The organism is Streptomyces sp. Z26, assembly GCF_003665095.1.
GTDB lineage: Bacteria > Actinomycetota > Actinomycetes > Streptomycetales > Streptomycetaceae > Streptomyces > Streptomyces phytohabitans.
Map to the genome: position 1 here is coordinate 3,691,350 of NZ_RCHV01000002.1, position 25,912 is coordinate 3,717,261.

Genomic DNA, 25,912 nt, shown 5'->3' on the forward strand with positions numbered 1-25,912 from the left:
CCGACGCATCCGCGCGTACCTGCGGTGGTCGCAGGAGGGGGAGACGCGGGAACAGTACGTCGGCGAGGTGGACGCGGCGACTCGTGCCGCGAACTTGCGGCAGGCATGGTCAATGGCGCGCACCGCGGGCTACGTGACCACTGAGTCTCTGCCGTCCGGCTCGTGGGCGTCGTCCCCCGCTTCTCGCGCCGTCATGTCGGCGAACAAGGGCCGGGACACGAAGCCCGAACGTCTCCTCCGATCGGCCTTGCACCGTAAAGGGCTTCGCTACCGAGTCTCAGCGCGGCCCGTAGCGGACGTTCGACGCACAGCTGACGTCGTGTTCACCAAAGCCCGAGTCGCGGTGTTCGTAGACGGCTGTTTTTGGCACGGCTGCCCCGAGCATTACCGGCCCGCCACCAAGCGCGCCGAGTTCTGGCAAGGGAAGATCGAGGGAAATCAGACCCGAGACGCGGAGACGACGGCGACGCTCGAAGAGCGCGGCTGGGAGGTTATTCGTTTCTGGGCACACGAAGACCCAATGGAAGCGGCTGAACGGGTCAGCCAAGTCGTGAGAGAACGATCGGAAGGCACATAGCAGGCGCCCTGGCCTGACCGAGGCGCCTGCGTGCATATTGTCGCCGCGCAGTACGCCACCTCCGCGTCGTCGGGGAACATGCCGCTCAGCGCGAGGAGCTGGCTCCTGGCCTCCTCGGACCGGCCCCCTTCCCGTAGCCGTGCGACGTCAGCCAGCAGGTCCCTCGTGCTCCGTATGCTCATGCGCCCATCGTGGCGGTTCTGTTCCTTCGCCACCCACGGCTTTCACCGGGCCTGGTGTGATCGGGCACCCAATGCCCGCGCCCCCGGCTCGTACGGGCCGGGGGCACAGGCATTGGGCCTGGGGGTTACTGGGCGCTGATGGCCTGGAGGGTGTTCAGGCGGGCCGCGCGGCGGGCCGGCCAGATGGCCGCTAGGACGCCGATGGCCAGGCCCGCGAGCAGGAACAGGGCCAGCCGGGCCCAGGGCAGCACCGTCTCGTACGTGGTGAGGGAGCCGCCGGTGAGGCTGCCGCCCGTCCAGGCGAGGAAGATGCCGGTGCCGATGCCGAGGGCGGCGCCGAAGAGGGAGATGACCACCGATTCGAGGCGGACCATCTGCTTGACGCCCCGGTCGTCGAGGCCGATGGCGCGGAGCAGGCCGATCTCACGGGTGCGTTCGAAGACCGACATGGCCAGGGTGTTGATGACGCCGAGGACGCCGATGACGACGGCCATGCCCAGCAGGCCGTACATCATGTTGAGCATCGTGTCGATCTCGCCGGACTCGGCCTTGGTCAGCTGGTCCCGGGTCTGCACCTGGATCAGCGGGCTGTTGCCGAGGGCTTCGCGGATGTCCTGGTCGAGGTCGCTCCCGGCGTCGCCGGACGCCCGTACGAGGATGCTGTCGAGCTTGCGGTCGTCGGTGTGGGGGAGGACGTCGGCCAGGACGCCGAGGGCGTCGTCGAGGGCGCGGGTCTGCTCGTAGACGCCGGCGACGGTGAGCCGGGTCTGCGAGTCGCCGAAGTCGAGGGAGCCCTTGAACGTGTCGCCCGCGGTCAGGCCGGTCTCGTCGGCGAGCTTGTCGGAGAGGGCGATCTTGCCGGGCCCGATGTCGTCGAGGGAGCCGCTGGTGAAGTGGAGGTCGGCGACCTCGCCGAGCTGTCGCGGGTCGGCGCCCGCGAGGGTGCCGAAGGAGTCGCGTACGTTCAGGCTGCCGGACGCCACGGGGACCGCGGTGTCGACGCCGTCGACGGCGGCGACCTTCGGGGTGAGGCCGGGCTCGATGCCGTTGTACGCGGCGTTGGACACCTTGTAGTCGGCGGTGAGGTCCTGGACGGCCTCCTTCTGGATCGCCTCGTTCGCGGAGGCGCCGGCGACGCTGAGCCCGGTGATGAGGGTGAGGCCGATCATGAGGGCGGAGGCGGTGGCGGCGGTACGGCGCGGGTTGCGGAGGGCGTTCTCCTTGGCCAGCTTGCCGCTGACGCCGAACAGGCGGCTGGTGAGGGCCCCGGCGAGGTTGACCAGCGGCCGGGACAGCAGCGGGGCGAGGACGATCATGCCGGTCATGGTGAGGACCGAGCCGAGCATGGCGGGCGGCAGGTTCGCGTCGACGTCGCCGTCCTGCGCCGAGACGTAGAGCATGAGGAGGACGCCGAGAACCGTGAGCAGTCCGCCGAGGGTGTTGCGGACGACGAGGCCGCGCTTCGCGGGCGCCTGGTCGACGGTGCTCAGCGCCTCGATCGGGGCGATCCTCGCGGCCTTGCGGGACGGCAGCCAGGCGGCGAGCACGGTCACGCCGACGCCGACGGCGACGCTCCACAGCAGCGTCTCCGTGGAGATCACGAGGGACCCTTCGGGGAGGCCCGCGCCGCTGGCGTTGAGCAGCCCCGGCAGGACGGTGGCGATGCCGAGGCCGAGGGTGAACCCGGCGGCGGAGGCGAGGAGTCCGAGGACGCCCGCCTCGATCAGCACGGCGCGTACGACCTGGCGGCGGGAGGCGCCGACGGCGCGGAGGAGGGCGGTCTCGCGGCTGCGCTGGGCGATCAGCATGGTGAAGGTGTTGGCGATGATGAACACGCCGACGAACAGCGCGATCCCGGCGAAGACCAGCAGCATCTGCGTGAGCCACTTGGTGCTCTGGGCGATCTCGTCGGCCTGTTCGGCGGCGAGTTGCGCGCCGCTGTCGGCCTTGACACCGCCGTCGGGCAGGAGCCGGTCGATGGTGCCCGCGAGGGCGTGGTCGTCGCTGTCGGGGCCGGAGCCGACGACGAGTTCGTCGTACTGGCCCGGGTTGAGGAACAGCCGCTGCGCGGTCGCCGTGTCGAAGAGGGCGAGGCTGCCGCCCGCGGTCACGCGCGGGTCGTCGGTGTCGACGGTGCCGACGAGCTTCGCGGTGAGGGCGGGTCCCTCGGTGGCGAAACGTACGGTGTCCCCGATCGCGTACCCGGCCCGTTCGGCGGTCTCGTGGTCGAGGGCGATCTCGTCGCGGGACTGCGGGCCGCGCCCGTCGTGCAGGGGGTAGCGGGTGTCGCGGTCGCCGCCGGACTCGGCCGGTACGTAGTTGGTGGCGAGGTTCTGCCAGCTGGTGTCGGCGTTGAGGGGGCGGCCGTCCTGGTCGGCGAGGGTGGCGTTGCCGTTGACGACGGCCCGTACGGACGTGACGCCGGAGACGCCGCGCACCTGCCGTACGACGTCGTCGGACAGCTTCGTGGAACGGACGTCGGGTCCGCCGTCGGGGTCGAACTCGGACTCGGCCTGGACGGAGACGTCGACGTCCTCGAGGTTGGCGGCGGACGCGTCGCGCAGCGACTTGGCGACGCTGTCGCCGAAGACGAGCGTGCCGGAGACGAAGGCGACGCCGAGCATGACCGCGAGGGCGGTCATGATCAGCCGGGCTTTGTGCGCGAAGACGTTGCGCAGTGCGGTACGGAGCATGGTGGTCCCACTCCTGGCTGGGTGGCGGTGGTCCGGGCAGCGGCCCCGGGCGGGGCGGGCCGCGGTGAACGGGCCGCCGGGGACGGGCCGTTGCGGATGCGGACGGGAGGGCTGGGGCGAAAGGGCGTACGGCGGTGTGGCGGTGCGGGCGCCGCTGGCGTACGGCGTGCGGGGAGCCCGGCCGTACGGGAGGCGCCGGGGCGGTCAGCTGGTGCGCGCGTCGGTGTCGAACTGCCGCATCCGGTCGAGCACGGCCTCGGCGGTCGGGTCGTACACCTCGTCGATCAGCCGCCCGTCCGCGAGGAACACGACGCGGTCGGCGTACGAGGCGGCCACCGGGTCGTGGGTGACCATGACGACGGTCTGGCCCAGCTCCTGCACGGAGTCGCGCAGGAACGTGAGGATCTCCGCGCCGGAACGGGAGTCCAGGTTGCCGGTGGGCTCGTCCGCGAAGATGATCTCCGGCCGGGCGGCGATCGCGCGGGCCACGGCGACGCGTTGCTGCTGGCCGCCGGAGAGTTGGGAGGGGCGGTGGCCGAGGCGGCCGGAGAGACCGACGGTCGCGACCACGGTGTCCAGCCACTGCCGGTCGGGCTTGCGTCCGGCGATGTCCATCGGCAGCGTGATGTTCTCCAGCGCGGTCAGCGTGGGCAGCAGGTTGAACGCCTGGAAGACGAAGCCGACCTGGTCCCGGCGCAGCCGCGTGAGTTGGCGGTCGTTGAGGCTGGCCAGCTCGGTGTCCCCGATGCGGGCGGAGCCCTCGGAGACGGTGTCGAGGCCCGCCATGCAGTGCATCAGGGTCGACTTGCCGGAGCCCGACGGGCCCATGATGGCGGTGAAGCGGCCCCGCCCGAACTCCAGCGACACCGAGTCCAGCGCGACGACGCGGGTGTCGCCCTCGCCGTAGACCTTGCTGAGTCCGGTGGCGCGGGCGGCGGCGCCGATCCGCGTGCCCGCGTGGGCCCCGCTGGGCGCGGTGGGGTGCTGGGCGGCGGTCGCCGCGGTGGCTGCGGTGGCTGCGTGCGTCGGCATGACGGCTCCTGGAGGACGGGGACGAAGCGCTCTTGCGTGCTTCTCATCCTCGGTTCGCCACGGCCGCGAACCGTCGGCCTCAGGGCGTGGATACGGTCCCTGCCGAAGGTCCCGGGCGGGGCCGCGCGTACGTCCGGGGGCGGACGGGGCCTCTGCCGAGCGGCAGAGGCGGCCGGTACGGGGGGCGGACCCCGGGGGCGTACGTACGGCGCGCGGCGCGCGTACGGGAGCCACGCGCCGTACGGGGTCGGGGCACGAGGTCCGTACGGGGTCAGGTCACCAGGCCCGTACGGTACGCCAGCACCGCCGCCTGGACGCGGCTGTCCGAGCCGGTCTTCTCCAGGATGGCGCTGACGTGCGTCTTCACCGTGCCGACGCCGATGCCGAGGCGGCGGCCGATCTCCCCGTTGGCCAGGCCGTGGCCGAGGAGGGCGAGCACGTCGCGTTCGCGTGCGGTCAGGGCGGCCAGCCGCTGCTCCGGGCCGTGGGCCACGGCGGGCGCGGCGGGGCGCTGGGTACGTCCGGCGGGGGCGGAAGCGGGGGGCGGCGCGCTCGCCGTGCCCGGCCCGAAGCCGCCGCTGAGCATGCGCGAGATGACGGTGCCGGTGACGCCGGGGGAGAGGACCGCGTCGCCCGTGGCGGCCGCCCGTACGGCGCTGATCAGCTCCTGCGGGCCCTCGTCCTTCAGCAGGAAGCCCGTCGCGCCCGAGTGCAGCGCGCGCGTGACGTTCTCCTCGTCGCCGAAGGTGGTGAGCATGACGACCTGCGGCTTCGGGCGGAGCGCGAGCAGCCGTTCTATGGCGGCCAGACCGTCGAGGACGGGCATCCGGATGTCGACGAGCGCCACGTCGGGGCGGGTCTCGGTGGCGACCCGTACGGCCTCCTCGCCGTTCGCCGCCTCCCCGACCACCTCGATGCCCTCGGCGTGCCGGAGGATCAGCCGGACACCGTGCCGGATCATCTCCTCGTCGTCCGCGAGCAGGACCCGGACGGGACGGGGCCCGGACCCGGCGGCGGGGGGCTCGGTCATGGGGGGCTCGGTCATGGGGTCTCCCAGGGCGGTGTCTGCGACACCACCGGCACGGTGAAGCTGTCGATCGTGGCCAACGTGTCGCCGCGGAAACAGTACCGGGTGATCCGCAGATGGCCGGGGCCGTCGGTGAGGTCCGAGTCGTAGTAGTCGTCGGAGGCGATGGGCTTCCGGTGCAGCGGTACGAAGTCGTCGTACGGCACCTCCGGGTAGCGGCAGTGCGTCACCGAGTCCCGGCGGGGCGGCTCGTGCCCGGTGGCCGCCGCGCGCACGCCCTCGTCGTCGGAGCTGAAGACGGACTGCTCGAACTGCGCGCGGGACATGCCGATACGGGGCTCCTCGCGGTCCGGGTACGCCTCCTGCGGCCGGAACTCGCTGATCAGCATCAGCCCGAGGAGCATCATCACGCCCACGCCCACGAGCCCGAGCAGGCCCGTCAGACTGGCCACCACGCGGCGCTGCACCCCGGCCACCGCGCGCCCCGCGCGGGGCGCGGGCGAGGACTCGGCGGACGGCGCGTCCGTACCGGCGAGTGCCGCCGCCGGGTCCGGGTTGGCGGGCATGCGGGCCGTCAGGGAGTAGCCGCCGACCGGCGTCGGGCCCGCGTCGAGCGTGCCGCCGAGCAGGGAGACGCGCTCCCGCAGCCCGACGAGGCCGCGCCCGGTGCCCAGCCCGGTGGTGGCCTCGGGGGTGACGGGCGGGTGGCCGTTGCGGACGACGACCTCGACGCGGGTGTCGGTGTGGGTGACGGCGATGGTGACGTGCGCGCCGGTGGCGTACCGGTGCACGTTCGTCAGCGACTCCCGTACAACCCGGTGGACGGCGCGGCGCACCTGGGCGGTGCGTACGTCCAGGTCGGGGCCGTCCCAGGTGAGTTCGACGGGGATGCCGCCGTGCCGGGACTCCTCCGCCAGCGCCTCGACGTCGGCGCGGGTGCCGGTGGTGTCGGTCAGCGCGTCGGTGCCGGTGTCGCGCCCCAACGGGCCCAGCACGCCCAGCACTTCGCGCAGCTCCCGCATCGCGTCGCGGGTGACGCGGCGCAGCAGCGCGGCCTCGTCGCGCAGCTCGGGTGACTCGTTCTGGAGCGCCATCTCCAGGCCGCCGGTGTGCAGCGAGATCAGGCTGAGGCGGTGGCCGACGAGGTCGTGCATCTCGGCGGCGATACGGGACCGCTCGTGCGTACGGGACTCGCTGTCCGCGAGCCTGCGGGCGGCCTCGGCGGCGGCGGCCCGTTCGCGCAGGGCGACCAGCAGCCGTTCCTGCTGCCCGGCGGAGGCGCCGACGAGCCCCGGCACGACGAGGGTGGTGGTGGCGAGGACGCCGCCGATGGCCAGGCCGAAGCTGCGTTCGCCGAGCCCGAGGGCGGGCGCGGTGGCGGCGCAGAGCAGCGGTGTCAGGGCGGTGGAGGCGAGGAGCACGGCGCTGCGCTGCCGTGGTTCGGCCAGCAGCTTGGCCGAGGTGTACGCCGTCACCGCGGCGGCCATCCCGGCCGCGGGCAGCAGGCCCATGGTGGCGGCCATCCCGAGCAGGGCGGCGGTGGGCCAGCGGCGGCGTACGGCGAGCAGGCCGAGGGCGAGGCAGCTGAGGGGGACGAGCTGGAACAGGTTGAAGTGCCCGTTGCTCAGCTCCGACACCAGTTGCTGGGCGAGGAGCAGCATCAGCCCGCATCCGGTCACTTCGCCGAGCGCGCGCCACAGCCCCCGGCGGGTCTCGCCGGGGGCCGTGAAGGGGCTGCGTGTCGGGGTGGTGGCCATCGTCCCATTGTCGTGCGCGGGGTCCGGCCGGGGCTGCACCCTGGGGATGAGCCGGTGCTCTGCCGAAAGCCAGAGACCGGCGCGCGGGCCCCGTACGCACCGCGCGCCTGCCCCGCCCCGTACGTCAGCCGCCGCGCGTCAGAGGCCCGCCGCCAGCCGGGTCGCCAGCAGCCGGGAGAAGCGCGCCGGGTCGGCCAGTTCGCCGCCCTCCGCGAGGAGCGCCATGCCGTGAATCAGTTCGGCGGTCTCGGCGAGCGCCGGGTCCTCCTGGTCCGCGGCGTGCGCGGCGCGCAGCCCGGTGGTCAGCGGGTGGTCCGGGTTCAGCTCCAGGATGCGTTTGATGGGCGGCAGTTCCTGGCCCATGGCGCGGTACATCTTCTCCAGGTTCGGCGTGACGTCGTGCGCGTCACCGACGATGCACGCGGGCGACGTGGTGAGCCGCGACGACAGCCGTACCTCCTTCACGTCCTCGCCCAGCGTGCCGCCCAGCCACTCCAGCAGCGGCGCGAACTCCTCGTCCCGGCGCTGCTCCTCGGCGCGTTCCGCCTCGTCGCCCTCGGCGTCGGCGTCCCCGTCCAGGTCGACCTGGCCCTTGGCGATCGACTGGAGCGGCGTCCCGTCGAACTCGCGGATCTGCTCGACCCACACCTCGTCGACGGCGTCGGTGAGCAGCAGCACCTCGTACCCCTTGGCCTGGAACGCCTCGATGTGCGGGCTGTTCTCCAGGCGGGTACGGGACTCGCCGGTGAGGAAGTAGATGTGCTCCTGGCCGTCCTTCATGCGGGACTTGTAGTCGCGGAGGCCGGTCTGCTCCTTCGGGTCGTGCGTGGAGGCGAAGGAGGCGAGGTCGAGGAGGGTCTCGCGGTTGTCCTGGTCGGAGAGGAGGCCCTCCTTCACGGCGGGCCCGAACTCCTGCCAGAACGTGCGGTAGCGCTCGGGGTCCTTCGTGCGGAGCGACTTGACCGTGGACAGGATCTTCTTCACCAGCCTGCGGTGCATGAGCTGGATCTGGCGGTCCTGCTGCAACGCCTCGCGCGACACGTTCAGCGACAGGTCCTGCGCGTCCACGACGCCCTTGACGAAGCGCAGGTAGTCGGGGAGGAGGGAGGTGCAGTCGTCCATGATGAACACCCGCCGCACGTACAGGTGCACGCCCCGGCGCCCGCCCTGCTGGTAGAGGTCCAGCGGCGCGTGGGAGGGGATGAACAGCACGGCCTGGTACTCGAACGTGCCCTCCGCCCGCGTGTGGACGGTCTCCAGCGGGTCCATCCAGTCGTGGCTGACGTGCCGGTAGAACTCCTTGTACTCCTCCTCGGACACGTCGCCCTGGGAGCGGGCCCAGAGGGCCTTCATGGAGTTCAGCGTCTCGTACGCGTCGGCGGCGCCCTCGGCCTCACCCTCGCCCGTACCGTCGTCCCCCGCGTCGTCCTCGGTCTCCGTACGCTCCACCGCCGTACGCACCGGCCACGGGATGAAGTCCGAGTGCCTGCGCACGATCTGGCGCAGCCGACCCCGGTCCGCGTAGTCGAAGAGGCTGTCCTCGGTGTCCTCCGGCTTCAGGTGCAGCGTGACGGAGGTGCCCTGCGGGGCGTCGTCGAGGGTCTCCAGCTCGTACGTGCCCTCGCCCGTCGACTCCCAGCGCGTGCCCTGTTGTTCGCCCGCGCGGCGGGTCACCAGGGTGACCTTGTCGGCGACCATGAACGACGAGTAGAAGCCGACGCCGAAGCTGCCGATGAGGTCGGCGGAGGCGGCGGCGTCCTTGTTCTCGTTCGCCTCCTTCAGCTTCCGCGCGAACTCCGCCGTGCCGGACTTCGCGATGGTGCCGATCAGCCCCCGCACCTCGTCGCGGGACATGCCGATGCCGTTGTCCCGTACGGTCAGGGTGCGCGCCTCGGCGTCCGGCTCCAGGGAGATGTGCAGGTCGGAGGTGTCCGCGCCCAGCTCGCTGTCGCGCAGCGACTCCAGGCGCAGCTTGTCGAGGGCGTCGGAGGCGTTGGAGATCAACTCCCGCAGGAAGATGTCCTTGTTGGAGTAGATCGAGTGCACCACCAGCCTCAGCAGCTGGCGGGACTCCGCCTGGAACTCGTGTGTCTCGACCCTGCTGCTCACTGCGGTCCTCCTCGGGGAGTGCGTCGTGCTCGGGTACGGGGCGGGGCCGCCGCCTCCCCGTACGGCGGGCCGCCGGGGGGCGCGCGCCGCACCCCCACGGGGCCCGATCTTGCCTGTCCGGCGCCCGGCGGCGCCACTTTCCCGGGCGGGCCACCGGGTGGGTCACCGGTCGGGTCACCGGACGGGCAATTGGTCCAGACCTATTGACGTCGGGCCCGGTCCGTACTTGGTTGAGCACCGGTGACCCGCCTCCCGCGGTCCACCAGGCCCCGGCGTACGGGAATTTCGGCCCGCCCCTCCCGGCCGACCCGCGCCGGTCGCCACAGCCCGAAGGGAGCAAGCGTGATCAGACGGAAGGTACGGCTGCTGGGTGCCGGTCTGGCGGCGGCGTGCGCGGCGCAGCTGCTGGTCGCCGGGGTGACCGGCGCCGCGGAACCGGACGCGGTACGGGACGGCGGCGCGCGCGACGGCGTACGCGATGCCGTACGGGCCGGGGAGCCCGCGCCCGGCGCGCGGGACGCGGACTGCGCGGTGCGGGGCAAGCCCGAGGGCAAGGTCCTCCAGGGCTACTGGGAGAACTGGGACGGCGCCGCGAACGGCGTCCACCCGCCGTACGGTTGGACGCCCATCGACGACGCGGCCATCGGCCAGCACGGCTACAACGTGCTCAACGCGGCGTTCCCCGTGATCCGTTCGGACGGCACCGTCCTCTGGGAGGACGGGATGGACTCGACGGTCAAGGTCGGCACCCCCGAGGAGATGTGCGCGGCGAAGGAGGCCGGGCAGACGCTCCTGCTGTCCATCGGCGGCGCCACGGCCGGGATCGACCTCAGCTCGCGGGCGGTCGCGGACCGGTTCGTCGAGACGGTGGTGCCGATCCTGAAGGAGTACCACTTCGACGGCATCGACATCGACATCGAGACCGGCCTCTCCGGCAGCGGCGACATCAACCAGCTGTCGGCGTCGCAGGAGAACCTCGTCCACATCATCGACGGCGTACTCGCGGAGATGCCCGCGGAGTTCGGCCTGACGATGGCGCCCGAGACGGCGTACGTGACGGGCGGCAGCGTGACGTACGGCTCGATCTGGGGCGCGTACCTGCCGATCATCAAGAAGTACGCGGACAACGGCCGCCTGTGGTGGCTGAACATGCAGTACTACAACGGCAGCATGTACGGCTGCTCCGGCGACACGTACGAGGCGGGCACCGTCGAGGGCTTCACCCGGCAGACCGACTGCCTCAACGACGGGCTGGTGGTGCAGGGCACCACGATCAAGGTGCCGTACGACAAGCAGGTGCCGGGCCTGCCCGCCCAACCGGGCGCGGGTGGCGGCCACATGGACACGGGCCTCGTCGCGGAGGCGTGGAACCACTACGACGGCGCGCTGAAGGGCCTGATGACCTGGTCGCTGAACTGGGACGGGTCGAAGTCGTGGTCCTTCGGGGACAACGTCAAGGCGCTCCAGGGGCGTTGACGCGCGCGGCGACCGGCGCGGCGGGGAGCGCCGGGTGACGAACGACGGGCGGGGCCGCCCGGACCGCGTACGCGCGCGGTCCGGCGCGGCCCCGCCCTTCTGCGGTGCGCGGCGGGGGAGTTGGGCGACTCCGGTTCAGTCAACGTTCAGTAAAACGCTGAACCGCCCTGCCGTGGAGGGGAGAAGAAAAGGTAGACCGGTCCATGGACAGGCGACCGGCCCGCCCTCTACGTTGAGCGCCACGCCGACCGCCCCGCGTCGGCGTGCCCGCGACCCGCCAGCCGGGGACGGTGTACTCCACGCGTACCCGCGACCACGGCGAACGGAGCACCCGCATGCTGGACGAGACCCCCCTGACCGACGGCTGGACCCTGCGGCACGGCGCGGCGGAACTCCCGGCCCGCGTACCGGGTTGCGTCCACACCGACCTGATGGCGGCCGGGGTGATCCCGGACCCGTTCCTCTCGCGGAACGAGGACGACGTCGCCTGGGTCGGCCGCGCGGACTGGCGCTACGACACCGCGCTGCCCCCGCGTACGACCGCCCACGAGCGCACCGACCTGGTCTTCGACGGGCTCGACACGGTCGCGGAGGTCAGCGTCGGCGGCCAGGTGGTGGGCCGTACGCGGAACATGCACCGCTCCCACCGCTACGACGTGACCGACCTCCTCGCCGCCTCCTCCGGCACCGCCCTGACCGTGCGGTTCACCTCCGCGTACACCGAGGCGGAGGCCGTACGGGACCGGCTCGGGGACCGGCCCAACGCCTATCCGGAACCCTTCCAGTACATCCGCAAGATGGCCTGCTCCTTCGGCTGGGACTGGGGCCCGACGCTCGTCACCGCCGGGGTGTGGCGCCCGGCGCGGCTCGCGCACTGGTCGACGGCGCGGCTCGCGGACGTACGGCCGCTGGTCACCGTGGACGCCGACGGCACCGGGCGGGTGGAGGCGCGTTTCGCGCTCCGGCGTACGGAGTCGGGCGCGGACCGGCCGCTCACGGCGGTGCTGCGGCTGGGCGGCACCGAGGGGGACGTTCCGGCCGCCGAGGCGTCCGTACGGGTCGACGGCGCGCACGCCACCGTCACCGCCGAACTCCCCGACGCGGCCCTGTGGTGGCCACGCGGCTACGGCGAACAGCCGCTGTACGACTGCGAGTTGACGCTCCGGGACGCCGACGGCACCCCCCTGGACCGCTGGTCGCGCCGCGTCGGCTTCCGCACCGTACGCCTCGACACCACCGCCGACGCGGCGGGCAGCGCCTTCACCCTCGTCGTCAACGGCGCACCCGTCCTCGCCCGTGGCGTGAACTGGATCCCCGACGACGCCTTCCCCTCCCGCCTCACCCCCGCCCGCTACCGCGCCCGCCTCACCCAGGCCGCCGACGCGGGCGTCGACCTCGTACGGGTGTGGGGCGGCGGCCTCTACGAGTCCGACGACTTCTACGCCGTCTGCGACGAGTTGGGCCTCCTGGTGTGGCAGAACTTCCCGTTCGCCTGCGCCGCCTACCCGGAGGAACAGCCGCTGCGCTCCGAGGTGGAGGCGGAGGCGCGCGAGAACGTCGTACGCCTCATGCCGCACCCCAGCCTCGTCCTCTGGAACGGCAACAACGAGAACCTGTGGGGCTTCCGCGACTGGGAGTGGGAGGACGCGCTCGCGGGGGACTCCTGGGGCGAGGGCTACTACCTCGGGCTGCTGCCCCGCGTCGTCGCCGAGACCGACCCCACCCGCCCGTACTGGCCCGGCAGCCCCTGGTCCGGCTCCTGGGACCACCACCCGAACGACCCGCGGCACGGCACCACCCACTCCTGGGACGTCTGGAACCGTACGGACTACACCGACTACCTGCGTGAAGTGCCGCGCTTCGCCGCCGAGTTCGGCTGGCAGGCCCCGCCCGCGTACGCGACGCTGCGCCGCGCGCTGCCCGGCGAGACCCTGGCCGCGGACTCGCCCGGCATGCTGCACCACCAGAAGGCGGGCGACGGCAACGGCAAACTCGACCGGGGCCTGGCACGGCACTTCGCGCCGCCGGAGACGTTCGACCGCTGGCACTACCTCACGCAGGTCAACCAGGCGCGCGCCGTCGCCACCGGCGTCGAGCACTGGCGGTCGCACTGGCCGACCTGCGCGGGCACGGTCGTCTGGCAGCTCAACGACTGCTGGCCGGTGACCTCCTGGGCCGCGATCGACGGCGACGGGCGGCGCAAGCCGCTCTGGTACGCGCTGCGCCGGGCGTACGCCGACCGGCTGCTCACCGTGCAGCGGCGGGACGGCGGCCCGGCCGTCGTCGCCGTCAACCAGTCGGCGGGGACGTGGAGTACGGGCGTACGGCTGCGGCGGCTGACCGCGGACGGCCGTACGGTCGCGGAGGCGCACCTCCGACTCGCCCCGGCCGCCCGGACGGTGGCGTACGCGGCGGTGCCGGAGGCGCTGCTGCCGGACGGGCGCGCGGAGTTCCTCGTCGCGGACGCGGACGGGGGTGCGGGCGGCCCGGGTGCCGGTGCGGCCGAGGCGCTGCGGGCGGTCCACTTCCCCGTACGGGACCGGGAGTTCGCGTACCCGAGGCCCCGCTACGACGTGGAGCTGGTGCCGCACGGCGACGGCGGGCACGGGGCGTACGACGTCGTGGTGACCGCCCGTACCCTCCTGCGCGACCTGCTCCTCCAGGCCGACCGCCTGCACCCCGAAGCCACCGCCGACCGGGGGCTGTTGACGCTGCTGCCGGGGGAGCGCGCGACCGTCGTCGTACGCGGCTGGCGCGACGCGCCGCACGCGCCCGGTGGCCCCCTCCAAGCCGCCGAACTCGCCGTACGAGCCGCGCTGTTCGCCGTCGAGCCCGCCGAAGTGGCGTCCGATGAGGTGGCGTCCGTCGAGGCGGAGCCCGCCGAGGTGGAGCCCGGCTGAGCACCCACGACCGTACGACCCCGGCACCACCAGGCACGTCCCCAACCCCCCACACCCCAGGAGCACTTCATGCGCAAGCGCCCGCTCTCCCTCTGCGCCGCCGGTCTGCTGGCCCTCGGTGGCGCCGCGACCGCCGCACTCCCCACGGCGGGCGCGGCACCCGCACCCGCGCCCGTACCGGCGCCGTCCGGCGAACGGGCACCGGCCGCCGAGGCCGCGGGCCCGGCCGACGTCGTCGACTACCTCTCGTCCCTCACCGGCGAGCGCACGGTGACCGGCCAGCACAACCGCGAGCCCAACTCCGAGCCCTCCAAGTGGACTTCGGTGGTCCACGACATCACCGGCGAGTACCCGGGCCTGTGGGGCGGCGACTTCCTCTTCGCCTCCGACGACGTGGCCAACCGCCAGCGCATGGTCGACCAGGCCGAGACGGAGTGGCAGAACGGCTCCCTGCCCACCCTCACCTGGCACGTCTGCCCGCCCACCACCGGCTCGTCCTGCGGCTGGGACCCCGGCCAGGGCATCCAGGACGACCTCTCCGACGACCAGTGGAACGACCTGGTCAAGGACGGCACCGACCTCAACACCAAGTGGAAGCAGCGGCTCGACGAGGCCGTCCCGTACCTGAAGCAGCTCCAGGACGCGGGAGTACCCGCCCTCTTCCGCCCGGTCCACGAGATGAACGACGGCTGGTCCTGGTGGGGCGGTCGCCCCGGCGAGAACGGCAGCCGCAAGCTGTACCAGATCACGCACGACTACCTCACCGGCGAGAAGGGCCTCACCGGCCTCGTGTGGGTGTGGAACGTCAAGGACATCGACGTGGACGGGGTTAGCGCGTACTACCCGGGTGACGAGTACGTGGACGTCGTCTCCGTCGACGCCTGGGACCGGAACTTCCCGTCCGACGCGTACTACCAGGCGCTGGAGGACATCGCCGGGACCAAGCCGATGGCCCTGGCCGAGGTCGGCAAGGTCCCCTCGCCGGACGACCTGGCGCGGCAGCCGAAGTGGACGTACTTCATGGTGTGGGCGGAGTACCTCAAGGACCCCGCGTACAACTCGGACGACGCGGTGCGCGCGACGTACGGCGACGGGCGGGCCGTCAACCAGGGCGAGGTCGGCCCGATCGGCTGACGGCCGCGAGGCGCGGGCCCGCCGGTACGGGGGCCCGCGTACGCGCGCGGCCGTCCGGCGGCCGGGCGCGGCGGGTTCGGCACGCGCGCCGGGCGCGTAATGCGGTGGCGGGTGCGGACGCCACGCATCAGCATGACCCGTATGAGCGAACAGCAGCTGAGCGAGCAGCCCGAACGCTGGGGCAAGGCGTCCGTGTACCCGGACATGTGGGTCGACCCCGACGACGATCCGCGCGACAGCGGCAGTCCGAGCCCCGAGGGCGAGCGCGCGACCCTGCTGGACTTCCTGACCAGCTACCGCATGACGCTCCTGATGAAGTGCGACGGCCTCGACGCCGAGCAGCTCGCCCGCCGCTCCGTCCCGCCGTCGACCATGTCGCTGCTGGGCCTGCTGCGCCACCTGGCCGAGGTCGAACGCGACTGGCGCAACTGGATCACCGACGGCGAGCCGCTGCCGAAGCTCTACGGCGAGGGCGGCGACTTCGCCGGAGCCGTGGCGGACCCGGCCGTGGTCGACGAGGCGTACGCCACTCTCGCCCGCGAACAGGCCGCCCTCGACGCCGAGTTGGCCCGTCACGACGACCTGGGCGAGCGCTTGGGGCGGGAGGACGTCGCGCTGCGGGAACTGATGGTGCACGGCGTCGACGAGTACGCCCGCCACTGCGGCCACGCGGACCTGCTGCGGGAGTGCGTGGACGGCCGCGTCGGCCAGTGAGCCGTACGCCGTAGGGGCGGCCGGCCCCGTCCCCCGCCGCTGTGCGGTCAGTCGACGGTGAAGAGCGCCACGTACTCCTCGAACGGCGGAATGCCCACCTCGGCCCGCCGCTCGTCCAACCGCGCGGGGTCCACGCACGGCCAGGGCACGGGGGCGCCGCCGACCACATCGGCGATCTGGGTGCCGTAGACCTGCTCGCGTCCCTCGTTGACCAGCGTGCGGTCCCGCAGGAACGCCAACTCCCGTACCCCGGCCGTCCCTTCGCTCACGGCCTGCTCCATCAGCCGCAACGCCCGCCGCTGCACGTCCAGTTGCCGGTCGGCGTGCCGCGCGACCAGCCACGCGGCCTGCGCGGCCTCCTCACCGACGACGTTCGCGGTGGGCCAGCCGTACGCGTCCATCACCTCGGCCAACCGGTCCGCGTGCCGCGCGGCCAGCCGCCGCCAGGCCAACCGTTCGGCCACGTCCGCGCTGTTCGCCAGATGCGCCGCGCGGTGGTCCGCCGCGGCCATCTCCTCCAGCTCCGCCGCCACCGCGACGATCCCCGACACCATCCCCGCCCACTCCCCGTCGTCAACCCGCCCTGTCCTGCCGGTCGTCGGCAACAGTAGGCGCCGTCGGCCGCCCGAAGATCGTTCCGTGGAACGGCGACAGGGGCCGCCGTCCGGAGGGATACTGGACGTACACCACCCCGCCCGCCCTGGTGCCACCCGGCCGAGGGCCGCTCGGCGGCGTCCCGATCCGTCACCCGCAGGTCACGCGGACCGTGGCGGGGAGGCGGAGCACGACCCGTACGCGTCAGAGCAGGCCCGCGCGTTGCAGGGCGGTGTGGACGGAGCGCACCGCCTCCTCGTTCAGCGGGGTCTGCGGTGCCGCCGTCGCCGGGCAGTCGATCAGGCCGAGCAGGTGCAGCGCCGCCTTGAACGCGCCGAGCGCCGACGCGCCCGTGCTCATCCCCGGAGCCGCGCCCGCGCCCGTACCCGCCGCCGTGCCCGCCTCGATGACGCCGAACAGCGCGGCCAGCCGGTCCTGTTCCTCGGCGGCGTCGTCCCAGCGTCCGGCGGTCGCCGCCTCGTAGACGCGGAGGTAGCCCGCCGGGTCCACGTTGCCGAGGCCGGGGACCACGCCGTGTGCGCCCGCCAACAGGGCGCCGTCCACGGTGAGTTCGGAGCCGGTGAGCACGCTGAACGTGTCGAGGGAGCCCTGCGCCCGCAGTTCCACCAGCAGCCTGCGCAGCGCGCCGAGGTCGCCGCTGCTGTCCTTGAGTCCGGCGAGGGTGCCGTCCGCCGCGAGGGTGAGGACCGTACGGGCGGCGAGCTTGGTGTGGACGGACGCGGGGATGTCGTACGCGAACAGCGGCAGGTCCACCCCGTCCCGTACGCGCCGGAAGTGGTCGGCCGTCTCCAGCGGGTGCGTGGCCGCGTAGAACGGCGCCGTCGCCACCAGCGCGTCCGCGCCCGCGTCGGCCGCGGCGCGGGCCTGGTCGAGGACGCGGGCGGTGGAGGTGTCGACCACGCCGGCCAGTACGGGTACGCGTCCGGCGACGGCCTCGGCGACCGTACGGATCGTGGTACGGCGCCGCGCGTCGCTCAGGTGCGCGGTCTCGCCGGTGGAGCCGACGGCGAACAGCCCGTGCACGCCCGCCACCAACTGGTGCTCCACCAGGGCCCGCAGGGAACGCGTGTCCACGTCCCCGGTGGGCGTGAGCGGCGTGCACAGCGGCGGTACGACGCCGCGCAGGGGAGTGGGGAGGCGGGCGGCGGACGGGGACGTGGCGGGGGGCATGGCGCTCCAACGGGTCGGCCGCGGCCGAGGCGCGGGCGCGGCCGCGGGGCGCGGGCCACGGGCGTACGGTCGCGGGGCTGCCGGGTGGCCCATCGTAGGACGTCCCACGTCGGGGGGCTGGGACGCGGCGCGGGGCCGGGGACGGCGGCCCGAGGGCGCGAGCGGCGCGGGGACCGCCCCGTCAACTCCCGGTGGCCGCCAGCTCCCCGGCGTGCGCCACCCGCGCCCGTACGTCCGTGAAGTGGCGGCGCATCGCCTCCCGCGCCGCCTCCGCGTCACGCGTCCGCAGGGCCGCGACGATCGCCAGGTGGTTGGCGACGATCTGCTCGGCGCGGTCGACGGGGGGTTCGAGGGTGTTCTCCACCTCGTGGTAGACGCCCCAGAACAGCTGGATGAGCTGGAGCACGAGGTCGTTGCCGCACGACTCGTAGAGCAGCGCGTGGAACGCCCGGTCGGCCTCCGGGTCCTCACCCGTCCGGGCGGCCAGCGCCTCCAGGGCGGTGAGCCGGGCCGGGCTTATGGTGGCCGCGACCGTGCCGATCAGCCCCACCTCCATCAGCTCCCGCACCTCGACCAGGTCACCGAGCGCGGTGACCCCCGGCGCGGAGGAGCGGGTCCGGACGTGGAACGCGAGCGAGGGGGTGAGCACCGTGAGCGGCGCCTCGCCGACGAACGTGCCCCTGCCGTGCCGGATCTCCACGATGCCCAGGGCCTGGAGCGCCCGTACGGCCTCCCGCACGCTGTTGCGGCTCGCGCCCAGCTCCGCCATCAGCCGTGGTTCGGTGGGCAGGACCGCGCCGGGGGCGAGGCCCTGCTCGTGGATGAGGTCGACGATGCGGTCCTGGAGTGTGCGGGCGCGGTCCGGTCGGGTCACGGCGCCTCCTGCGGCACTGGGCGAGCGGCGGGGATGCGGGCTACGCGGGGGTGGCGAACATCCTACGACCGGCCGGGTCCGGCGGTCGACTCGGTGCGGACGGCTCCCTTGACGGCGGTCGGGCGCGTCCCTACTGTCCCCCCACGGGCACCGGACGTCCTACCTCTGCCGTACCCGTCCCCACCGTTGTCGCCACCGCCGCCACCGCCGCCACCGCCGACGTGACCGCCCCCGCCCCCGCCGGACGCCGTCCCACCGAATCCTCTGCCGCCCACCGTGCTGATTCCCCTGACGAGCAGGTACAGGACAGGTCCAGGAGGAGCCGATGACCTCGGAAGCGCCCCCGCCCGCCGCACCAGGGCCGCCCGCACCCGGCACGCGTACGCCCGACGCCCGTACGCCCGGACCGCGCCCCACCTCCGTGCCGTACGCCGCCGGGACCGGCGGCTACGCCAGCTTCCGCATCCCCGCCGTCGTGGCCACGGCGGCGGGCACGCTGCTGGCGTTCGCCGAGGGGCGGCGGGAGTCGGGCGAGGACCACGGGGACATCGACGTCGTACTGCGCCGCTCCACCGACGGCGGCCGCACCTGGGGCCCGACGACGGTGGTCGCCGCGAACGGCACCGACCTCGCGGGCAACCCCGCTCCGGTCGCCACGGCCGACGGCCGCGTCGTCCTCGTCGAGGTGCACAACGCGGCCTCCGCGACCGAGGACCGGATCCGGCGCGGCGAGGTGTCGGCGGAGGACGGGCGCCGCGTCCATGTGCGGGAGAGCACGGACGACGGTGTGACCTGGTCCCCGTCGCGCGAGATCACGGCGGAGGTGAAGCGCCCGGAGTGGCGCTGGTACGCGACGACCCCCGGGCACGCGATCGAGCTGCGGGAGCCGCCGTACGCCGGTCGGCTGGTCGTCCCGGCGAACCACTCGCTGCCGCCGGAGGGCGCCGACGACGGTACGGAGGGCCGCTACTACGGCGGCCACGACCTGCTCAGCGACGACGGCGGCGCCACCTGGCGGATCGGCTACGTGGACGACGCCCCCGACGGCCACGTCAACGTCAACGAGACCACCGCCGCCGAACTCCCCGACGGCACCGTCTACTTCAACGCCCGCCACGACTCCGACGGCCCCGGCACCCGCGCCGACGCGTACTCCCTCGACGGCGGCGCCACCCTCGAACGCCCCTTCCGCCCGCAGGCCGGGCTCACCACACCCGTCGTCCAGGGCAGCGTGCTCCAACTCCGCGACCCCGACCTGCTCCTCTACTCCGGCCCCGCCGCGCCGGACGCGCGCGCCCTGATGACGGTGCGGGCGAGCGCGGACGGCGGCGTCACCTGGCGCGCGGCGTACACCGTCAGCGGCCTGCCCGCCGCGTACTCCGATCTCGTACGGGTCGACGCGGACACCGTCGGACTCCTCTACGAGACGGGGGACTTCAGCGCGTACGCGACGGTCTCCTTCCTGCGCGTCCCGCTCCACGCGCTCGCCCCCGGCCTCACCCACGCCCCCACCCCCGACCCCGCCCCTTGACGCTCTCCCCTCGCACCGACCCGTAGACCGACGGCTCTGGAGGACGCGATGAACCCGGTCGGCACATCCCGACGCTCCCTGCTCGCCGCTTCGGCGGCGACCGCCGCCACCGGGCTCGCCGTCGCGGGCTGCGGCTCCGGCGACGACGCGACCGTCGCGCGACGCAAGCCCGGCCAGAGCATCCGGATGACGTTCTGGGCCTGGGTCCCCGGCATCGACAAGGCCGTCGACCTGTGGAACAGGAAGAACCCGGAGGTCCAGGTCGACCTGGAGAAGGTGTCGCCGCACAACAGCGCGCAGTACGCCAAGATGCACTCCGCGCTGAAGGCCGGGAACCCGCCGGACCTGGCCCAGGTCGAGTACATGAACATCCCCGAGTTCCTGCTGGAGCGGGGTCTCGTGGAGCTGGGCGAGTACGGGGCGGGCGCGCAGAAGGACAAGTTCGTCGGCTGGCAGTGGGAGCAGGTCGTCTACGACGGCGGGGTGTACGCGGTCCCGCAGGCGTCCGGCCCGATGGCGATGTTCCACCGCGCGGACCTGTACGAGAAGTGGGGCGTCGAACCGCCCGCGACCTGGGACGAGTACGAGGCGACGGCGCGGACGATCCGCAAGGAGGGCGCGTACATCGAGTCGTTCCCGGCGACCATGGGCCCGTGGTTCGCGGGGCTCGCGTGGCAGGCGGGCGCGGAGTGGTTCCGTACCGAGGGCGACACCTGGAAGATCGCCATCGACAGCGAACCGACGCGCAGGGTGGCCGACTTCTGGGAGGGGCTCGTACGGGGGAAGCTGGTGAAGACGGTGCCCGTGATGCAGAGCCCGTGGTACTCGGCGATCCAGTCCGGCGAGGTCGTCAGCTGGCTCAGCGCGTCGTGGGGCGACGCGCTGATCACCGGCAACGCGGCGAAGACCAAGGGGAAGTGGCGGGTCGCGCCGCTGCCGCAGTGGAAACGGGGCGCGGGCGCCTCCGCCAACTGGGGCGGCTCGACGACGGCCCTCTTCCGCGGCGCCAGGTACCCGCAGGACGCCATGGACTTCGCGGTCTGGCTGAACACCGACCCCGAGAGCGTCGACCTGCTGATCGCGGGCGGCTACGGCTGGCCCGCCGCGAAGAAGGGCTTCGAGGGCTCCCGGCTGGACCGGCCGAGCGACTTCTTCGACGGGCAGAAGTACAACGACGTGTTCGCCGCCTCCGACAAGGCCGTCGACACCAGCTGGAAGTGGGGTCCGACGACCGTCGCGATGATCAACCACATCACCGACGCGCTCAACGACGCCATCAACTCCAAGGGTTCGTTCACCGACGCGATGAGGAAGGTGCAGCAGCAGGTGATCTCCGACATGCGTGACAAGGGCCTGAAGGTGGAGGCGGCCTGACCGTGGCTCGTACCCGACCGCACACGGCACGGAACAGGGCGGCGGTGGGCTTCCTGCTGCCGTTCTGCGTCCTCTTCCTCACGACCTTCGTCGCGCCCATCTGCTACGCCGTCCACCAGAGCCTCTTCCGCGTCGAACGGAAGGGCGCGCTCGGACTTGGCGGCGAGACCGAGGTGTTCGCGGGCCTGTCCAACTACACGCACGCGCTGGAGGACAGCCAGTTCCTGGCGGGCTTCGGCCGGGTGCTGCTGTTCGGTGTGGTGCAGGTCCCGGTGATGATCCTGCTCGCCACGGTCCTCGCGCTGCTGCTGGAGGCGGCGTCGGCACGCGGAGTGGTGTTCTTCCGTACGGCGTTCTTCCTGCCGTACGGCGTCCCCGGCGTCATCGCGTCCATCCTGTGGGGCTTCCTCTACGTGCCGGGCATCAGCCCGATCGTCGAGATGCTCGACGGCGCGGGGCTCGACGTGGACTTCCTGTCCGACGGCACCCTGCTGTGGTCGATCGCGAACATCGTCACCTGGGAGTTCACCGGCTACAACATGCTGATCCTGATCTCCCAGCTGAAGGCGGTGCCCGACGAGCTGTACGAGGCGGCGCGCATCGACGGGGCCAACGCCTGGCAGGTCGCCGTACGGATCAAGCTGCCGCTGATCCGGCCCGCGCTGGTGCTGACCACGGTGTTCAGCATCATCGGCACGCTCCAGCTGTTCTCCGAACCGCTGGTGCTGAAGCCGCTCACCGGCAACATCGACACCGGTTACACGCCCAACGTGCACGCGTACAACGAGGCGTTCGGCGCCAACAACTACCACGTGGCGGCGGCGGAGGCGGTGCTGCTCGCGGTGGTGGCGTGCGTGCTGTCGTTCGGCTTCATGCGGCTGGTCGGACGGCGGGGGAAGGTGGGGGACGAGTGAGCGCGGCGGAGACGACGGAGACGGCGGAGACGGTCGGTACGGGCGCGGAGGACGCCGCCGCGCGGCGCGCGCGCCGGCGCGGCGGTCCGGGAGGGGCGCCGCTGCGCTTCCGCATCATCACGATGTCGCTGCTCACGGTGGCGGCGCTGTACTTCCTCGTGCCGGTCTACTGGCTGCTGGTCTCCTCGACCAAGAGCAGCTCCGACCTCTTCGGCACGTTCGGCTTCTGGTTCGCTGACCCGCGCCCGTTGGAGTACCTGGGCGACCTGCTCACGTACGACGACGGCATCTACCTGCGCTGGTTCGCGAACAGCGTGCTGTACGCGGGTGTCGGCGCCGCCGTCGCGACGCTGCTGTCGGCGGCGGCCGGGTACGCGCTGGCGAAGTTCGACTTCCGGGGCCGCGAGGCGGTGTTCAACGTCGTGCTCGCCGGGGTGCTCATCCCCGGTACGGCGCTGGCCCTGCCGCTGTACCTGATGTTCAGCGAGGTCGGGATCGCGAACACGTACTGGGCGGTGCTCGTGCCCAGCGTCGTCAGCCCGTTCGGTGTGTACCTGTGCCGGATCTACGCCGTCGCGTCCGTGCCGGACAGCCTGCTGGAGGCGGCGCGGATCGACGGGGCGGGCGAACTGACCGTGTTCCGCGTGCTGGTGCTGCGGCTGATGTCGCCCGCGCTCATCACGGTCTTCCTGTTCCAGTTCGTGCACATCTGGAACAACTTCTTCCTGCCGCTGGTCATGCTCTCCGACTCCGACCTCTACCCGATCACCCTCGGCCTGACGTCCTGGCAGGGCTACGCGGACCGGCAGCCGTTGCTCTACCAGCTGACCGTCGGCGGCGCCTTCGTCTCCGTGCTGCCGCTGATGATCCTCATGGTCGTGCTCCAGCGGTACTGGCGGACCGGCCTCACCGAGGGCAGCGTCAAGTCCTGAGCGGCGCGCGCGGGGCAGCTCACGTAAGGGCTCACGTACGGAAGCCCGTACGGAAGGCGCCCGGCGGCGCCCCGTACCGCGCCCGGAACAGGCGGCTGAAGTGCGACGGGCCGGCGAAGCCCGCGGCGGCGGCGACGCGGGCCACGGGCAGGTCCGTCATCTCCAGCAGCCTTGCCGCGTGCCGCAGCCGCGCGTCCCGTACGGCCTCCATGGGCGTACGGCCGAGCTGCGCGGCGAAGAGGTGCGCCAGCCGGGAGGGCGACAGCGCGACCCGTTCGGCCAGGGACGCCACCGTGTGCGGGGCGGCGGGGTCGGCGAGGAGCAGCGCCTCCGCGCGGCGTACGCGCGGGTCGACGCGGTCGCGCGCGGGCCCGCGCCCCTTCCCGTCGCCGTCGCCGTCGCCGTTTCCGGCCGTGCCCGGGTGCCGGGCCGCCGCGGCCGCCAGCACCAGCACCTCCTCGACGCCGCCGAGCGCCAGCTCCCGCGCCGCCGCGCCCTGCGCCGCCACGGCGCGGAACCGCGTACCGCCCGCCCCCGCACCCCCGCCTCCGGCTCCGGCGGCGCCCCGGCGCCCGCCCAGCGCGCGTCGGCGTGCACCCGCCGGAACGCCGCGTCCACCCGCACCCGTACGGCGTCCGGCAGGGACGTGATCGCGTACAGCCGGTCGGCCGCCTCGTACGGGCCCAGCCAGGAGCGCCACGCGACGCGCGGCAGGCAGTGCACCCACCAGAAGGCCCAGCGGTCGCAGCCGGGCGCGACCGCGTAGTCGTGCGGGACGCCCGGCCCGACCACCACCAGGTCGCCCGCGCGCGCCGCCACCTCCGCCGCCCCCTGCCGGAACCGGCCGCCGCCCGCGAGGGTCCAGGTCAGCAGCAGGCCGCGGGCGCCACCGGAACGGTGCACGGCGTAGCCGGGGGCCTCGTCGTAGCAGCCGGTCACCAGCAGCCCCGGGGGCGGCGCGGGCGGCTCCCCGGCAGCAGGAACGGGCACGTGCGCAGCGCTCATGGGCATCCTCCCGGCCCGGTCACCGGGCTAGCGTCGAAGACGGCGGCGGTACGGGGACGGCGGCGGCCGTGCGTACGGCGCGGGCGGCGGTGGCGGTGACACCCGGCGGCAGGACGAGAGGGGTTCCGATGACGACCGTCCAGGGGAGCGTAGCTCCGGGCGACGACCCGGCGAAGGGCGCGCGCGGGCGCGGCGCGGGCGACTGGGCCGAGGAGTTCGCGGAGCGGGGGTTCCTCGTGCTGCGCGGGCTGTTCGACCGGGCGGAGACCGACGCGCTGTGCGCGGAGTTCGCCGCCGTGCGCGAGGGCGGCCCGGTCCCCGGGCACTTTGAGCCGAAGCCGCAGCGGCCGAGCGAGCCGTTCGACCCGCTGCGCGCGTACCCGCGTGTGATGCACCCGCACCGCTTCAACGCGCTCGCCCGCTCCGTACTCCTCGACGACCGGCTGCGCACCGTCCTGGAGCGGCTGCTCGGGGAGGAGGCGCTGGCGGCGCAGAGCATGTTCTACTTCAAGCCGCCCGGCGCCCGTGGCCAGGCCCTCCACCAGGACAACTTCTACCTCCGCGTCGAGCCCGGCACCTGCGTCGCCGCCTGGATCGCGTGCGAGCCGATCGACCGGGAGAACGGCGGCCTCGAAGTCGTCCCCGGTACGCACCGGATGGACGTCTTCTGCCCGGAGGAGGCCGACCCGGGGCTGTCGTTCGCGCGGGAGTACGTGCCGCCGCCGCCCGGCCTGGAGCCCGTACCCGTCGACATGGGCCCCGGCGACGTGCTGTTCTTCAACGGCAGCCTGGTGCACGGCTCCGGCCCGAACCGCTCCCCGGACCGCTTCCGCCGCTCGTACATCTGCCACTACGCGGGCGTCTCCGCCGACCGCATCGGCACGTACTACCGCACCCTCGCGATGAGCGGCGCGCGCGTGGAGCTGGCGGAGAGCACCGGGGCGGGGCCGTGCGGCACGGAGTTCGACGCCCCGGCGCCGCACTGACCGGCCCGCGTCGGCGGGACCCGCGCGCGGGCGGATGTCGGTGGCGGGTGCCACCCTGGTGGCACAGGGTCCGGTTCCGCGAAGGGCAGTGCCATGATCACCACCGACTCCGTCCCCGGTTCCCCCGCCTGGCTCGACCTGGCCGTACGCGACACGGACGCGGCCGCCGCCTTCTACGGCCGGGTGTTCGGCTGGGAGCTGCTGCCCCTCGGCCCGGACGCCGGGGGGTACGGCTTCCTGCGGCTCGACGGCGCGACCGTCGCGGGCCTCGGCGCGCTCACCGAGGACGGCGCGCGCCCCGCCTGGACCGTCTACTTCCGGGTGCGTGACGCGGACCTCGCCGCCCGCTCCGTGGAGCAGCGCGGCGGCACCGTACGGGTCGCGCCGACGGACGTCGGCGGGCGCGGCAGGCTGGCGCAGTTCAGCGACCCGCAGGGCGGCCGGTTCGCCGTCTGGCAGCCCGGGGAGACCGCCGGTCTCGACACCGTCGACCGGCCCGGCAGCCTGACGTGGACGGAGCTGTGCACCCCGGACGCGGGCGGCGCGAAGGCGTTCTACGGCGGGCTGTTCGGCTGGGCCACCCAGGACATGCCGATGCCGGGCGACGGCGAGGGCACGTACACGCTGCTGTCGCCGGAGGGCGGCGGCGAGGAGCTGATGTTCGGCGGCCTGGTGGAGCTGCCCGCGGAGTACCTGGCGGGTACGGGCGGCGCGGCGTACTGGCATCCGGTGTTCGGCACCGACGACTGCGACGCCGCGCTGGACCGCGTCCGCGCGGGCGGCGGCAGCGTGCGCATGGGCCCGGACGACGCGGAGGGCGTGGGCCGGATCGCGGTGTGCGACGACCCGGCGGGCGCGGAGTTCGTGGTGCTCCAGCCGCCCGCGGGGTGAGGCGCGGAGCCCTCCGGCG

General features: G+C 73.4%; 20 protein-coding genes and 1 pseudogene. 11 read left to right on the forward strand and 10 right to left on the reverse strand.

Going from position 1 to position 25,912, the window contains the following annotated elements:
* The first annotated feature begins 193 nt into the window (after positions 1 to 193).
* Complete coding sequence (locus D7M15_RS29075) at positions 194 to 577, forward strand: very short patch repair endonuclease (RefSeq protein ID WP_240649339.1); 384 nt, start codon at positions 194 to 196, stop codon at positions 575 to 577.
* Positions 578 to 884: 307 nt separating this feature from the next.
* Here D7M15_RS29075 and D7M15_RS16615 read toward each other — a convergent pair whose 3' ends face one another.
* The 5 genes from D7M15_RS16615 to htpG form a co-directional block, all read right to left on the reverse strand.
* Positions 885 to 3,452 (reverse strand): ABC transporter permease, encoded by a 2,568-nt coding sequence (locus D7M15_RS16615; RefSeq protein WP_121518236.1) that lies wholly within the window; start codon positions 3,450 to 3,452, stop codon positions 885 to 887.
* A 204-nt stretch (positions 3,453 to 3,656) separates the two neighbouring features.
* A complete protein-coding gene (locus D7M15_RS16620) occupies positions 3,657 to 4,484 on the reverse strand; it encodes an ABC transporter ATP-binding protein (RefSeq protein ID WP_121518237.1) in 828 nt (275 codons plus the stop codon).
* A 271-nt stretch (positions 4,485 to 4,755) separates the two neighbouring features.
* Positions 4,756 to 5,529, reverse strand: a complete 774-nt coding sequence (locus tag D7M15_RS16625; RefSeq protein ID WP_240649340.1) for a response regulator transcription factor — start codon at positions 5,527 to 5,529, stop codon at positions 4,756 to 4,758.
* Positions 5,526 to 7,268 (reverse strand): histidine kinase, encoded by a 1,743-nt coding sequence (locus tag D7M15_RS16630; protein ID WP_121518238.1) that lies wholly within the window; start codon positions 7,266 to 7,268, stop codon positions 5,526 to 5,528. Before D7M15_RS16630 ends, D7M15_RS16625 begins: the two co-directional genes overlap by 4 nt.
* Before the next feature lie 138 nt (positions 7,269 to 7,406).
* Positions 7,407 to 9,377 (reverse strand): molecular chaperone HtpG, encoded by a 1,971-nt coding sequence (gene htpG, locus D7M15_RS16635; RefSeq protein ID WP_121518239.1) that lies wholly within the window; start codon positions 9,375 to 9,377, stop codon positions 7,407 to 7,409.
* Positions 9,378 to 9,719: 342 nt separating this feature from the next.
* Here htpG and D7M15_RS16640 point away from each other — a divergent pair, with 342 nt between their 5' ends.
* The 4 genes from D7M15_RS16640 to D7M15_RS16655 all read left to right on the forward strand — a co-directional run bounded on the left by D7M15_RS16640 (position 9,720) and on the right by D7M15_RS16655 (position 15,601).
* The gene (locus D7M15_RS16640; RefSeq protein WP_121518240.1) at positions 9,720 to 10,853 is read left to right on the forward strand and encodes a chitinase; all 1,134 of its coding nucleotides are present in this window, start codon (positions 9,720 to 9,722) and stop codon (positions 10,851 to 10,853) included.
* Between the two features lie 335 nt (positions 10,854 to 11,188).
* The gene (locus D7M15_RS16645) at positions 11,189 to 13,753 is read left to right on the forward strand and encodes a glycoside hydrolase family 2 protein (protein ID WP_121520884.1); all 2,565 of its coding nucleotides are present in this window, start codon (positions 11,189 to 11,191) and stop codon (positions 13,751 to 13,753) included.
* Between the two features lie 69 nt (positions 13,754 to 13,822).
* On the forward strand, positions 13,823 to 14,887 hold the full coding sequence (locus D7M15_RS16650; RefSeq protein ID WP_121518241.1) for a glycosyl hydrolase: 1,065 nt from the start codon (positions 13,823 to 13,825) through the stop codon (positions 14,885 to 14,887).
* 156 nt (positions 14,888 to 15,043) lie between these two features.
* On the forward strand, positions 15,044 to 15,601 hold the full coding sequence (locus D7M15_RS16655) for a DinB family protein (RefSeq protein ID WP_121520886.1): 558 nt from the start codon (positions 15,044 to 15,046) through the stop codon (positions 15,599 to 15,601).
* Positions 15,602 to 15,648: 47 nt separating this feature from the next.
* On the opposite strand, the gene D7M15_RS16660 is transcribed toward D7M15_RS16655, so the two are convergent.
* From D7M15_RS16660 to D7M15_RS16670, 3 genes are all read right to left on the reverse strand, one after another.
* Positions 15,649 to 16,155 (reverse strand): DUF6624 domain-containing protein, encoded by a 507-nt coding sequence (locus tag D7M15_RS16660; RefSeq protein WP_121518242.1) that lies wholly within the window; start codon positions 16,153 to 16,155, stop codon positions 15,649 to 15,651.
* A 244-nt stretch (positions 16,156 to 16,399) separates the two neighbouring features.
* Positions 16,400 to 17,386: a dihydrodipicolinate synthase family protein gene (locus D7M15_RS16665; RefSeq protein WP_121518243.1), complete on the reverse strand. Its 987-nt coding sequence runs from the start codon at positions 17,384 to 17,386 to the stop codon at positions 16,400 to 16,402.
* Positions 17,387 to 17,567: 181 nt separating this feature from the next.
* The gene (locus tag D7M15_RS16670) at positions 17,568 to 18,260 is read right to left on the reverse strand and encodes a FadR/GntR family transcriptional regulator (protein WP_240649341.1); all 693 of its coding nucleotides are present in this window, start codon (positions 18,258 to 18,260) and stop codon (positions 17,568 to 17,570) included.
* A 325-nt stretch (positions 18,261 to 18,585) separates the two neighbouring features.
* On the opposite strand from D7M15_RS16670, the gene D7M15_RS16675 reads away from it, so the two are divergent.
* The 4 genes from D7M15_RS16675 (at position 18,586) to D7M15_RS16690 (ending at position 23,011) form a co-directional block, all read left to right on the forward strand.
* Entirely contained in the window at positions 18,586 to 19,791 is a 1,206-nt protein-coding gene (locus tag D7M15_RS16675; RefSeq protein ID WP_121518244.1) for a sialidase family protein, read from the forward strand.
* Positions 19,792 to 19,839: 48 nt separating this feature from the next.
* Positions 19,840 to 21,165 carry an extracellular solute-binding protein gene (locus tag D7M15_RS16680; protein WP_121518245.1) on the forward strand — a complete coding sequence of 442 codons (1,326 nt, stop codon included), beginning with the start codon at positions 19,840 to 19,842 and terminating at the stop codon, positions 21,163 to 21,165.
* Between the two features lie 2 nt (positions 21,166 to 21,167).
* A complete protein-coding gene (locus tag D7M15_RS16685) occupies positions 21,168 to 22,079 on the forward strand; it encodes a sugar ABC transporter permease (protein WP_240649342.1) in 912 nt (303 codons plus the stop codon).
* 122 nt (positions 22,080 to 22,201) lie between these two features.
* On the forward strand, positions 22,202 to 23,011 hold the full coding sequence (locus D7M15_RS16690) for a carbohydrate ABC transporter permease (protein ID WP_121520888.1): 810 nt from the start codon (positions 22,202 to 22,204) through the stop codon (positions 23,009 to 23,011).
* Between the two features lie 31 nt (positions 23,012 to 23,042).
* Here D7M15_RS16690 and D7M15_RS29530 read toward each other — a convergent pair whose 3' ends face one another.
* Both D7M15_RS29530 and D7M15_RS29535 read right to left on the reverse strand, forming a co-directional pair.
* Positions 23,043 to 23,519: a helix-turn-helix transcriptional regulator gene (locus tag D7M15_RS29530; protein WP_346428812.1), complete on the reverse strand. Its 477-nt coding sequence runs from the start codon at positions 23,517 to 23,519 to the stop codon at positions 23,043 to 23,045.
* Between the two features lie 236 nt (positions 23,520 to 23,755).
* A pseudogene (locus D7M15_RS29535) lies at positions 23,756 to 24,022 on the reverse strand (AraC family ligand binding domain-containing protein); the annotation flags it as partial.
* Positions 24,023 to 24,144: 122 nt separating this feature from the next.
* Here D7M15_RS29535 and D7M15_RS16700 point away from each other — a divergent pair.
* Positions 24,145 to 25,002: a phytanoyl-CoA dioxygenase family protein gene (locus D7M15_RS16700; RefSeq protein ID WP_121518247.1), complete on the forward strand. Its 858-nt coding sequence runs from the start codon at positions 24,145 to 24,147 to the stop codon at positions 25,000 to 25,002.
* A 93-nt stretch (positions 25,003 to 25,095) separates the two neighbouring features.
* Positions 25,096 to 25,893, forward strand: coding sequence for a VOC family protein (locus D7M15_RS16705; protein ID WP_121518248.1), 798 nt, complete (start codon positions 25,096 to 25,098; stop codon positions 25,891 to 25,893).
* Positions 25,894 to 25,912 lie beyond the last annotated feature (19 nt).